A 12,362-nucleotide genomic window follows, 5' to 3' on the forward strand; every position below is an offset into this window, starting at 1 on the left:
TGGAGGAAGAAAGCGCATTATTAGGAGGTAATGGAATGAGCGAATCTAAAGAAGACAAAAGGATGAGGGCAAAGTGGGAAAGTTTAAGCGGCGCAGAAAAATCAGAGTTTAAAAAGAACTATGCTATGAGGCGGGGGATTACGATAGATTTTATCCGCCGTTGGGCTTGGAACGAAGGAGATTTGGACAATTTGGAATATCGCATTGCGGAACGTAGAAAAAAGTTTAGGGAGTTTTGAGGAGTAGGAGGGAATTTCTAGTCGGGGGCGACGGGCAGCCTCTTTAAGTTAGCTTAAGGAATGTGGTGGTGTTAGGGTGAGTGGGGATGCTCTGTTGATTATAGGAGTTATCCTGTCGGGATTGCTTATGTGGTTTATATGGCGCTACATTGACGTGCTCATGTTTATTGTGATTTGCGGTATTATCTCCCTATTTTGGCTAGCTTTTAAGGTGATTGACAAGATACTTAAATAATGGTTTGACACAGAATTTTGAGGAGCTAAAAAAGCCGCTTAGAGATCTTCTAAGCGACTTTTTGCATGGAAAACTAGATGAGAAATGGTTACTTTGAATTATCCTCGTCAAGTTCAATCAGATCATCAAGAACTTGGCCTGGTGTTTTGCTTAGGGCCTGTGCGACCGCGGTAATGACTTTGACGGTTTGCCCGGATAATGGCTTAGTTTCTTTAACGGCGTTGGCTAAGGTCGTATTAGCAATCCCAGTTTGTTTAGCTACTTGGTAGCGAGTGACACCGTTTTGATTAAGATATTCTTGTAACGCGTTCATTTGATTTAGATGTCCTTTCCATTTATTTTCTATAGATGTAGATAATTTTTGGGACAAGGATAGAAAAAGCCAGTAGTTAAAACTACTGGCTACTTTGAAATACTTCCTATAGGGATGCTATTTTGACTATAATAAGGAGAGTACAGGATTTGAACCTGCGCACCAATTCAACATTGGTTCGGCGGATTTCGAGTCCGCTGCATTACCGCTCTGCCAACTCTCCATTAACAATAATAGTATACCTTAATTTTTGTTTCTTGCAAATTATTTTTTAAGATGGTGAAACCGATTTCTTAAATGTTATAATTAATAGGTAATGCTCGTTAAAGAGTTTAATGTAATATCTCTTTAGCAAATAGTTGATATTGGGGACTAATAATGACATTTCAACTGCTTTGAGGAGCTATCTGTATTTTGTAAGTATATTCTTGAAGTAAAGCAAGAGGCATAATAATCTACAAAAAAGGCGATTATGAAGTCGAAGCAGAAGGACATCATTCTACGGTTAAGTTACGCGTTTCTTTTGATGAAGAAAAACTGACTAAAATTGAAGTTCTTGAAGAAAATGAAACACAGGCTTTTGTAGACGATTTAAAAGACAGATTTATCCCAGAAGTTGTCGCTAATCAGTCTTTAAACGTAGATGCGATTAGTGGTGCAACAAAGTTGACTAAAGCAGTGACCAGTAGTGTAGAAGAAGCAATTACTGAAGCTGGCGGGGACCCTAAAACATTTACTGAAGCAGCACATGTTACTGAAACCAAGCTTCCAGATGCTGATGTTACAGCTGACGTTGTAGTTATCGGCAGTGGTGCATCAAGCTTTATGTCAGCTATCACCGCTGCCAAGGCGGGCAGTAAGGTGGTTGTTTTGGAAAAAGCTGGTAATTTAGCAGCGGTTAACGGAGTAAAAGTTTCAGGCCCATTTGCCGTTAATACTCCAGTCTTGCGTGAACGTGGGACTACTTTGACGGTTAATGAAGTTTTCCAACATGTAATGAATTACACTCACTGGGAACCGAAATCTGCTTTGATTAGGAACTACCTTGAGCATCGAGTGAAGCGGTTGAAAACTTATTGGAGATCGGTTACCAATTTAAGGAAGCAAACTTCCGTTTTAAAACTCCTTTCGTCGATGAAAAGGGCGGCTTCCATTTGATTTTAACCGATGTTGATAAGCGCGTCCGTCTTTGGACTGAAGCTTACGAAAAATATGGTGTTGATGCGTTTTTTAATACGGCAGCTAAAGAAGTTCTGAAAGAAAACGGTAAAATTGCAGGCGTTGCTGGTCAGCGGAAGGATGGTTCGAAAGTTACCGTTCATGCCAAGAGCGTTATTATCGCCAGTGGTGGATATCTTGGCAACAAGGAACTCCTTTTAAAGTATCTAGGCACAACACACGTGAACGTTGCTGCTCGCGGCAAGAGTCTCTGCACCGGTGACGGGTTGGCTATCGCGCAAAAGGCAGGTACAATTCTTGACAAGACCTTTGGCTATTGTGGCTGTGAGTATGGTGGAACCAACCCCAAGGCCAGTCGCCCAGCAACCCAAGATAAATATGACCAGAACCTAGCATTCAAGTTTGGCATTTACGGTAATCTGTTAGTTGACAACCAAGGAAAGCGTTTCATGAATGAAGGCTTGCTATGTGATTATCCAATGTCATATGGTGAAGAGCCGACCTTGCGCCACTCACCATATTACGCCATTGTTGACCAGGAATATGTTGACAAAATGCGGGATGAAGGCCTGTATGAGTACTTAACCAAGCGTGGAGCTAACCATGACAACTGGTTTATCGGCTCCTACTACAAGCAAAGAGGTGGCTTGAGAAGCTTGGATAGTGATCTTGAAGAAGGAATTCATGAAGGTTGGATTGTAAAGGCTGACACTTTGGAAGAACTTGCTAAAAAGACTGGATTCGATCATTTAACAGGTACAGTAGCGTCTTATAACAGTTATTGTGAAAAAGGAGAAGATGAGCAATTTGGTGCCAATCCATGGTACTTAAGCTCGGTCAAGCAAGGGCCGTTTTATGCCATTGAATGTGAGGTAAGTGCTTGGTCAACTTTTGGTGGAGTAAAAACTGATGACGAGTGTCGTGCTTTAGCTGAAGATGACCAGGTTATTCCGGGCATGTATGTAGTTGGTACTGACAACGGCTCAATGATGTACTCACCATATTATGACATCCCAGGCTTCTGTTATGGTTCATGTATCGGTAGTGGGGTTATTGCTGGACATGGAGCAAGCGCTTACGCGAAAGCCTAAAAACGTGATAAGTGCTCGTGTTGAAGTCAATCCACAAAAATAAAAATTAGCCGCTAAGGCAGACAACATGGTCCCAATACTGAATTTGGGCCATGTTTTTTATCCATAAGTTTCAGTTAAAGCACAAGCAAATTTCAAGGATCTTTGGTAGAGTAGAAGTAATAGAGAAGGAGTGAGGAACAAACATGAGCATTTACGGTAAGTACGCCGATTATCTTCCACAGATCCTGGATTCTGTTTTGCAGCAAATCCAAGGCATCGGTCAGGAGTATAGTGCAAAACACGGGCAAAAGCTATACGAGCACCTGGAAAGTCGCGTCAAAGGCGAAGAAAGCATGACGCAAAAGTGCGAAAGAAAAGGTCTACCGCTGACGCCAGAGTCTGCATTGATCGAAAACCGGGATGCGATTGGCCTCAGAATCGTCTGCAACTTTATTGACGATATCTACACTTGCATTGACTTGTTGAAGAAGCAGGACAACTTTAAGATCATTAATGAAAAAGACTACATTACCGATGCAAAGCCAAACGGCTATCGGTCATACCACTTGATCATGGAAGTAGTCACTCCCTTTGAAGACGTCCATGGCAACAAGCCTGGCACCTACTACGTTGAAATCCAGCTACGGACAATTGCCATGGACACTTGGGCCAGTCTTGAACACGAAATGAAGTACAAGCATGACATCAAGAATCCTGAACGTATCAGCAAGGAACTCAAGCGGGTTGCTGACGAACTGGCATCTTGCGATGTAAGTATGCAAACAATTCGCCAACTGATCAAGGAAGGGTAACTATGAAAATTCTTTTAGCTGAAGACGAAGCACAATTGAACAGAGTTTTGACGGTCGCCATGCAAAAAAGCGGCTACGATGTCGACTCAGTTTTTAACGGACAAGAAGCCGTCGATGCTGTCAAAAAGCATCCCTACGACGTCATCATCATGGACATCATGATGCCCGTCAAAAATGGCCTGGACGCGGTCAAGGAAATCCGCGCTACTGGCGACAAAACCTACATTATGATGTTGACGGCCAAGTCTGAAATCGACGACAAGGTAACGGGGCTGGATGGCGGCGCTGACGACTACTTGACTAAGCCGTTCTCCTTAAAGGAACTGCTGGCCCGCCTACGGTCAAAAGAGCGCCGAAGCGAAGACTACAACAGCACTCAAGAACTGAACTACGACAACCTTAAGCTGGACCTCAACTCCCAAGAGCTGTCCAGCAACAACTCCATCAGGCTGTCCAAGCAGGAAACCAGCTTGATGCGCTACTTCTTGCTCAATCCTGGCAAGGCCATCAGCACGGAAGAGCTGTTCAACCATGTTTGGAAGAATGAAGATGAAAGCGAAGACGTGGTTTGGGTATACGTCTCCTTCCTCCGGTCCAAGCTGGCCTCAATCGGGGCAAATGTCCAGATTTCCGGCGAGAAGGGCGGCGAATTCTGCCTTGAGAGGGCCTGATCATGATTAAAAAAATCAGGCGGCGCTTTATCTGGCTGGCGACGCTATCTCTTTTTTTGGTCATGTTTTTCTCTTTCTCCAGCTTGATCGGCATCAGCCTTTTTGAATCCAGCCATGAAGCTGACCAAGTCCTATCCATTATTGTTAAAAATAACGGCCGACTGGACGAGGCTCAAGCCAAAAAGCGGCTAGGCGATCAGTACAATAAGGAAGGGATCTTCAAGTACCGCTACTTCACGGCCAACATCAATACGAAAAAACAGACTTTGACCGTAATTGACGCGGACCACATCATCGGCTATTCGATCAACTCGGTTTCCAGCCGGAAAAAGCAGATCTCCATGCGCCTGTCAGCTGGCCAGTTGAAGGGGACGATCCAATCTAATGGAGTCCGCTTCCGCTACTTGGCTAAAAAGATTTCCGCCAATAAGTACTATATCTGCTTTATTGACTTGAGTCCTTTGATGCAGTCAGCGCTTTTGCTGGTGAGATATGCCTTGATTTTCACCTTCAGCGGGATTTTGTTTTTTGTCATCATTATGGCTCTGCTTGCCGACAAGGCAATCCAGCCGATCAAGGATGCCTACGACAAACAGCGGCGTTTTATCACCAATGCCGGTCACGAATTGAAGACACCTCTGGCCGTAATCAGCGCTAACGCTGAAATGGAAGAGCTGCTTGGCAATGATGATGAATGGAATGAAAGCACCAAAGAGCAGGTGGTGCGGATGACCGGTTTGATCAACCAGCTGATCACTTTGACCCGGATGAGCGAGCCGGAAGAACTGGTCTTGTCAAAGGTCAATTTCTCAGAAATTACCAAGGAATCTGCGGATTCATTTAAATCGGTTCTGGCTAAGGATAATAAAAAGTATGTGGTCAGCATCGATCCGGATCTCTACATCAACGCCGAACAGCACAGCCTGCTGGAACTGGTCAACATCTTGATCGACAACGCCCAGAAGTATTGTGACCCCGAGGGCGAAGTCATGGTTGTCCTGGCCAAGAGCCGACTTAATCAGAATGCGGTTTTGACGGTCACCAATTCATATAAGAATGGGGCTGGGATCGATACCAACCGCTTCTTTGAACGTTTTTACCGGGAAGATGAATCCCACCATTATGATCAGAAGCAAAAGAATGGTTTTGGGATCGGCTTGTCCATGGCCCAGGACCTGGTCGCTGCTTTTGGCGGCAAAATCAATGCCAGCTGGTCGGATGGCGTGATGAACGTCACGGTAACTTTCAAGCGGGTCCACTAAAAGCACTCCCTCGCGGGGTGCTTTTTTGCTGCAGTCGTTTTTTCTTTATTTGGCTAATTTTAGAATTTGTTAGGAAAGAGGATAGGGTTAATAGTATAATTTGGATGTAACCGCTATGCTGGGATGCGAAATAAAGAGAAAAAGAAGGGAAAAAGAAAAATGGCTAAGCCCAAAGATTATACAATCGGCCTTGATATCGGTACTAATTCCGTTGGCTGGGTTGTAACTGACGACCAAAACAATATTCTACGAATTAAGGGTAAGAAAGCAATCGGTGCCCGTTTATTCGCTGAAGGGAAAGTGGCAGCAGAAAGAAGAAGCTTTAGAACGACCAGACGCCGTCTCTCAAGAAGAAGATGGCGGATTAAACTGCTGGAAGAGCTCTTTGATGAAGAAATTGCCAAGGTAGACCCGAGTTTCTTTGCAAGACTGCACGAATCTTGGATTTCACCTAAAGACAAGAGAAAGCGCTACTCAGCAATTGTCTTTCCTAGTCCAGAAGAAGACAAAAAGTTCCATGAGTCATACCCAACGATTTATCATTTGCGCGACAAGCTGATGAAGGATGATCAGAAACATGACATTCGGGAAATCTACATTGCTGTGCACCAAATGATTAAAGCACGCGGTAATTTCTTGCATGATGAATCCGTAGAAACTTATCGTTCAGGGATGAGTTCATTGGGTGGCCGAAGCGAAAGAACCATTTTAAGCGTTCAAATTCTGGAAGAGTTGAATGATCTCTTTGCTGAAAATGAAGGCACGGAGGAAGTCGAATTAAATGTTGCTTCAGCTGAGCAGATTAATGACATCCTCACCGGTGACCATTTGAATGCTGACAGCCAAAAAGAGATTAGTAACCTTTTGTTGCCAAGCAGCTTCCCAAGTTTCGATGACAAAGCGAAGGAAAAGCAGGTCAAGAAACTGATCAACAATGTGGCAACTAATATTTCTAAAGCCTGGTTGGGCTACAAGGCGGATTTCTCAACTATTCTGAATCTTGCCAAGGTTGACAAGGATCAAAAGAAGATCTTTGCTTTTGCTTTACAAGGCGGGGATGAAGAAGACAAAGTACAAGAATTGGAATCCTTGTTGGAACAAAGCCAAACTGATATTGTGGATCGCCTTATTGAAATTCGGCATGCTATTGTTCTGAGTGAGATTGTCCCAGTCGGAATGACCTTGTCTGAAGCGATGATCGATAAGTATGATTAGCATAAAGAAGACTTGATTACTTTAAAGTCTGTTATTCGGAATACCAAGGACAAAAAGAAAGCTGCCAAATTACAAGCAATTTATGACTTGTACGTCAACAACCGCCATGCAGATTTGGCAAAAGCAATGAAGTTGACTGGAATTAAGAAGAGAAGCAAACTGCTTGATCCTGAGGAACTCAAGAAAGCAATTTCCAGTTTGTTGGATGACTCTCCAGAAGCTGTTGAAATTAAGCAAAGGCTCGAGGAAAAGACCTTTTTGCCTTTGCAAAGATCAAACAACAATGGTGTAATTCCAAACCAGCTTCATCAAGTAGAGCTTGATGAGATCATCAAGAAGCAGAGTAAGTACTACCCATTCTTGGCTGAGAAGAATCCAGATGAATCTGAAGAAGCCCAAAAGAAGGCTCCAACTAAGTTGGATGCATTGTTGACTTTCCGCGTGCCGTACTACGTGGGGCCGATGATTACCAAAGAAGAACAGGAAGCACAGGACGGCCACAGCTTTGCCTGGATGGTTCGTAGAGATCCTCAAGACCATGAGGCGATTACTCCATGGAACTTTGAGAAAAAAGTTGATAAGATGGCTTCTGCTACTCAGTTTATTAAGCGTATGACAACAAAAGATACTTATTTGCTTGGTGAAGATGTTTTGCCTGCATCAAGCTTGAAGTACCAGTTGTTTACGGTCTTGAATGAGCTGAACAATTTACGGGTTAATGGTAAGAAGCTGACTAGTGATGAAAAAGAACAAGTGATTGAAGGCTTGTTCAAGAAGCAGAAGACTGTTAAAGCTGACAAATTTGTCAAATATTGGCAAGCAAAGCATATAGGCGCTGATATTAAAGTTAAAGGCCTTTCGGATCCGTCAAAGTTCAACTCGACAATGTCAACCTACATCGACTTTAAGAAAATCTTTGGTGATCAGCTTAATGATGCAAATCGGCAAAATGATTTTGAAAAGATCATTGAGTACTCAACGATCTTTGAAGACCGTAAGATTCTTGAAGACAAGTTACGGGCTGATTTTGCTTGGCTGAGCGAAGAACAAATTAAGCAACTTTGCCGTCTGCGCTTGCAAGGCTGGGGTCGTTTGTCTGACAAATTGTTGACTCGTTTGACAGATGCTGATGGGCAAAATGTTCTTGAACGTCTTTGGAATAGCAATGACAACTTTGCTCAGATTGTCAGTGATCCAAACATCAAGGCTAAGATTGAACAAGAAAATCAGAAGCTCCTGCGTGATGGCCAGTCTGATGATGCAGTTGAAAGTATTTTGGATGATGCATATACTTCTCCTCAGAACAAGAAGGCTATCCGTCAAGTAATGCGCGTTGTTCACGATATTGTCAAGGCATGTGACGGCAATGTACCAGCGAAGTTTGCTATTGAATTTGCTCGCTCGCAAGAGGACGATCCAAAGAGAACTACTGCTAGAGTAAATCAAATGCAGAAGATCTACGATCAAATCAGTGATGAAGTGGTCAGCCAGGGCGTCAAAGAGCAGCTTAGTGGAATGAAGTCACTCAAAGACCGCTACTATCTGTACTTTATGCAGGGCGGCAGGGATGCTTATACTGGTGCGAAACTGAATATTGACCGGCTGTCAGATTACGATATTGACCACATTATGCCGCAGTCTTTCGTTAAAGATGATTCCTTAGACAACCGAGTTTTGGTTGCGAGAGCAGTAAACGATCAAAAGTCTGATAAAGTTCCTGCTTTGCTCTTTGGCAATAAAGTGGTTGCTGATTTAGGAATTACTGTTCGAGAAATGTGGGACAAATGGCAAAAGCTCGGGATGATTTCCAAGAGAAAGTTGAGCAATCTTCTCACTGATCCGGATGCTCTGACAGAATATAGAGCACAAGGCTTTATTCGGCGCCAATTGGTTGAAACTAGTCAAGTTATTAAGTTGACGGCGACTATTTTGCAAAGCGAGTTCCCAGACAGCAAGATTATTGAAGTTCCGGCTAAATATAACTCGATTGTGCGTAAGCAATTTGATTTGTATAAGAGCCGTGAAGTTAACGATTTCCACCACGCTATCGATGCCTACTTAAGTACGATTGTTGGTAACTATCTCTACCAAGTTTATCCAAACTTGCGCCGGATGTTTGTCTACGGTGAGTTTAAGAAGTTTAGTTCTAATGCTGAAGAATCAGCTCATGATGTGGCTAGACGCGTTAAGTCAATGAACTTCTTAGATGATTTGCTTCGTGGTACGCATGGTGACAATATTTATTGCAGAAGTACTGGTGAAATTGTATTCAACAGGAATGATATTATCTCTAAGCTTAAGCAAGCATACTCTTTTAAGCAGATGCTGGTAACGCAGGAGGTCTTTACTAAGAAATCAGCGTTGTTTAATCAGACAGTATACCCGTCACCAAAGAGAGATGGAAGTAAGAGATCTGGTTTGATTCCTCGCAAGCGGGGAATGGATCCGGAAATTTATGGCGGATATGCTCATAATCAAGATTCTTATTTTGTGTTAGCTAAAATTGAAAAAGTTAAGGGTTATACCTTGCAAATTGTTGGGGTACCTATTCGATCTTTAGAAATAATAAATAAGGCAGAAGATTTCTCAACTGCTTTGTTGGACATTATAAAGTCAAAGGTGATGTACAACGAAAAAACAGGTCAACCTAAGAGAGGAATTAAGAATGTAGAGATTTTAGTTAATAAGCTTCCCTATCGTCAACCGATTTTAGAAAAAGATGTAAGTTATATGTTAGGTAGTTCAGCCTACAAATATAACGTAAAACAAATTACGCTTAGTCGGCAGTCGATGAAATACATTCTTGATTACATCGATGATCCTAATTTTACGAAGCATGAAATGACAATGATTGATGAGCAAAATGAACGAGAATGTTTATTATCCGTTTATGATGAAATTTTAGAAAAAGTAGATAAGTATTTGCCTTTGTTTGACGGTAATAAATTCCGAGAAAAACTGCACTCAGCTAGAAAAGAATTTGTTTCATTATCCGTTGATGATGAAGCTAGTGCAATTGAAAAGATTCTGCGCGGATTGCATGCTAATTCTGAGATGCCAAGTTTGGAAAACTTAAAAATTAAACCAGCATTGGGCTTTTTCCAAATGAAAAATGGTATTACGCTTTCAAATGACGCAGTTCTTTTGTATCAATCACCAACTGGATTATTCGAAAGAAGAGTCAAGGTCTCTGATTTACTGAAATAGGAAACTGAAGAAAAAGAAACAGGGAGCTACACGGTTGGTGTAACTCCCTGTTTTGTTGCATAAAAAAGCCCGCAATACGCGGGACAAATGTATAAACTCCACTCCGAAGAGCTTTGCTTGATTTTAAATCAGGTTGTCTATTCAATAAGGTCTAACGTCGGGAGCTACCCAACAAGTTAATTATAACATTGAGATAAAAATAATCAAGGAGATAATTATGGGATGGAGAAATGTGATCATTACACAGCACTCTAAACTATCGTATTCTTCTAATATGATGGTTGTTCATACAAAAGATGGAGTCAGCCAGATTCCGGTTAGTGACATCAACATGTTGGTGGTCTTAACCACACAAGCAGTTATTACTAGTGCTTTAATTGCGGAATTGGCAAAAAAGCAGACGAAGGTAATTTTCGTTGATGAAAAACAAGAGCCAATTTGTGAGACAGAAAATTACTATTCGACTAACTGCCATCCTGAAAAGTTGATAAAGCAGTTTAATTGGGACGAAGACAGAAAACAGATTCTTTGGACTAAAATTGTAGCAGCGAAGATTCAGAACCAAATGAATGTGTTGCGGATTTATGGCTTGCCAACAGACGAAATCGAGAAAGACTTTCTGGAATTGGAACTTAATGATGCATCCAACCGAGAAGCTACCACAGCTAGAAAGTATTTCACGGAATTGTTTGGTAAAGACTTTAAGCGTAGAGAAGGATCAAATGCTTTAAATGCAGCTCTTAATTATGGATACTCCATTTTGTTGTCAGCAGTTAACCGCAAGATTACTATGGATGGTAATCGGACGTATATGGGCGTGCACCATTCATCGGAACACAATCCTTTTAACCTTGGGTCAGATTTAATGGAACCATTTAGGCCGTTTGTTGATTACTGGCTTTATGACCATAAAAATATAAAGGAATTCACTCCTGATATCAAGTACGGCTTGGTAGAGCTGTTGAGCCTTAGAATTATCTACAATGGTGATCGAATGATTTTAGGAAATGCGATCAATCAGTATGTGCATGACTGTTTGAGATATTTAGATGGAAATCTGTTTGAGATGGATATTGAGTTGGGGGTTGACTATGAGGTACCAAATGATGCGATTGATGATAATGTTTGATCTTCCAGTTGATACAGCGGTAGACAGAAAGCAATATCGGCAGTTTAGAAAGAACTTAATTAATGAAGGGTTCGTAATGATCCAATATTCAGTTTACGTAAGGGTGTGTGCTTCAAAAAAGGCAGCAGAACTCTTGGAAAAGAGAATAAGAGGATATGTTCCAGAGTATGGTGTCATTCAAAGCTTAATGCTGACAGAAAAGCAATATAACGACATGCATTTTCTGTTGGGTGAGCCAGTGAAGGACATAAGAAATACTTCAGACAGGACGGTAATCTTATGATTATTACGTACAAGGCACACAAATCATTTGAGATAGAGAATGGAAAGGTCAACGTCATTGCAACGTCAAGTCCAATTGCCTACTGTAACTTGATTGAAGGGATACAAGAAAAGAATGAGCTGCTGTGTGCGGTGAGTGAAGATTATGATGCTATTCCGCTAAGCAAGGCGGTAGACTGGCTTGGGGATCCATTAATCAGTGAATCTTTACTTCAAAAGTACATGACCAAATTAGCTAGTTATGTAGTTGATGAGCTAAGCGCAGATGGCAGAAACAGAATCATTACCTGCTATCGCGATTTACTAAATGCTGTTCAAGACGAGTTGCTTATGGAAGATTTGCCGCTTGAAATAAGTTTTGACACAGACTTGAAGAAACTCTTCAAATTTGGTGGTCTACACTTCAACAAGACACTCACTCGCGATCCATATGGTATAATCGAGACAGTACTTAGGATACATGACAGGTTAGATCTTAAGTCTACTGTTGTTTTTAGTAATGTAGCTCATTACTTAGATGCAGAACAGTTTAACGAAATATCCAAGCTGTGCTTAGAGCTAAAAAAGTCTATTATTTTTATCGAGTTTTGTAGCCATAAGGATCAGGTTGTATATGGTGATGCAAAATTCAGTTATATCGATGAAGACCTTGTTGATTGGTACTAGCCTTATATTAAAGCTGTGTTAAAAAATAACGGTTTTAGAAGGTTGTCTATTCAATAAGGTTTAACCCTACATTGACTAG

Annotated in this window: 10 protein-coding genes, 1 tRNA gene, 1 pseudogene and 1 CRISPR repeat array (1 of these 13 cut by a window edge); of the genes and pseudogenes, 10 read left to right on the forward strand and 2 right to left on the reverse strand. The window is 41.7% G+C overall.

Annotated features, from left to right (window positions below; genetic code table 11):
- Window positions 1–35: 35 nt before the first annotated feature.
- Entirely contained in the window at window positions 36–239 is a 204-nt protein-coding gene (locus tag LJ046_RS05725; protein ID WP_002877527.1) for a hypothetical protein, read from the forward strand.
- 323 nt (window positions 240–562) lie between these two features.
- Here the strand turns inward: LJ046_RS05725 and LJ046_RS05730 are convergent, their stop codons facing one another.
- Together LJ046_RS05730 and LJ046_RS05735 are read right to left on the reverse strand one after the other, a co-directional pair.
- A complete protein-coding gene (locus LJ046_RS05730) occupies window positions 563–844 on the reverse strand; it encodes a helix-turn-helix domain-containing protein (protein ID WP_231127978.1) in 282 nt (93 codons plus the stop codon).
- A gap of 77 nt (window positions 845–921) precedes the next feature.
- Window positions 922–1,010 (reverse strand) — tRNA-Ser (locus tag LJ046_RS05735).
- Window positions 1,011–1,240: 230 nt separating this feature from the next.
- Between LJ046_RS05735 and LJ046_RS05740 the strand changes: the two genes are divergently transcribed.
- The 9 genes and pseudogenes from LJ046_RS05740 to csn2 all read left to right on the forward strand — a co-directional run bounded on the left by LJ046_RS05740 (window position 1,241) and on the right by csn2 (window position 12,283).
- Window positions 1,241–1,945, forward strand: a complete 705-nt coding sequence (locus LJ046_RS05740) for an FMN-binding protein (RefSeq protein WP_255217694.1) — start codon at window positions 1,241–1,243, stop codon at window positions 1,943–1,945.
- Complete coding sequence (locus LJ046_RS05745; protein ID WP_080638354.1) at window positions 1,864–3,057, forward strand: FAD-binding protein; 1,194 nt, start codon at window positions 1,864–1,866, stop codon at window positions 3,055–3,057. Before LJ046_RS05740 ends, LJ046_RS05745 begins: the two co-directional genes overlap by 82 nt.
- A gap of 185 nt (window positions 3,058–3,242) precedes the next feature.
- Complete coding sequence (locus tag LJ046_RS05750; protein ID WP_002877508.1) at window positions 3,243–3,851, forward strand: GTP pyrophosphokinase; 609 nt, start codon at window positions 3,243–3,245, stop codon at window positions 3,849–3,851.
- Between the two features lie 2 nt (window positions 3,852–3,853).
- Entirely contained in the window at window positions 3,854–4,522 is a 669-nt protein-coding gene (locus LJ046_RS05755; protein WP_002877504.1) for a response regulator transcription factor, read from the forward strand.
- A gap of 2 nt (window positions 4,523–4,524) precedes the next feature.
- Window positions 4,525–5,784: a sensor histidine kinase gene (locus tag LJ046_RS05760; RefSeq protein WP_002877503.1), complete on the forward strand. Its 1,260-nt coding sequence runs from the start codon at window positions 4,525–4,527 to the stop codon at window positions 5,782–5,784.
- 159 nt (window positions 5,785–5,943) lie between these two features.
- Window positions 5,944–10,206 (forward strand): annotated as a pseudogene (gene cas9, locus LJ046_RS05765) (type II CRISPR RNA-guided endonuclease Cas9).
- Between the two features lie 217 nt (window positions 10,207–10,423).
- A complete protein-coding gene (cas1, locus tag LJ046_RS05770; RefSeq protein WP_002877500.1) occupies window positions 10,424–11,335 on the forward strand; it encodes a type II CRISPR-associated endonuclease Cas1 in 912 nt (303 codons plus the stop codon).
- Window positions 11,313–11,618 (forward strand): CRISPR-associated endonuclease Cas2, encoded by a 306-nt coding sequence (cas2, locus tag LJ046_RS05775; RefSeq protein WP_035162685.1) that lies wholly within the window; start codon window positions 11,313–11,315, stop codon window positions 11,616–11,618. The genes cas1 and cas2 overlap by 23 nt, the downstream gene beginning before the upstream one ends.
- Window positions 11,615–12,283 carry a type II-A CRISPR-associated protein Csn2 gene (gene csn2 / locus LJ046_RS05780; RefSeq protein WP_002877496.1) on the forward strand — a complete coding sequence of 223 codons (669 nt, stop codon included), beginning with the start codon at window positions 11,615–11,617 and terminating at the stop codon, window positions 12,281–12,283. The genes cas2 and csn2 overlap by 4 nt, the downstream gene beginning before the upstream one ends.
- Before the next feature lie 31 nt (window positions 12,284–12,314).
- Window positions 12,315–12,362: a CRISPR direct-repeat array (repeat unit 36 nt; unit sequence GTTTTAGAAGGTTGTCTATTCAATAAGGTTTAACCC) (it continues 715 nt past the right edge of the window).

This window comes from Lactobacillus delbrueckii subsp. jakobsenii ZN7a-9 = DSM 26046, from assembly GCF_001888925.1.
Classification (GTDB): Bacteria; Bacillota; Bacilli; order Lactobacillales; family Lactobacillaceae; genus Lactobacillus; species Lactobacillus delbrueckii.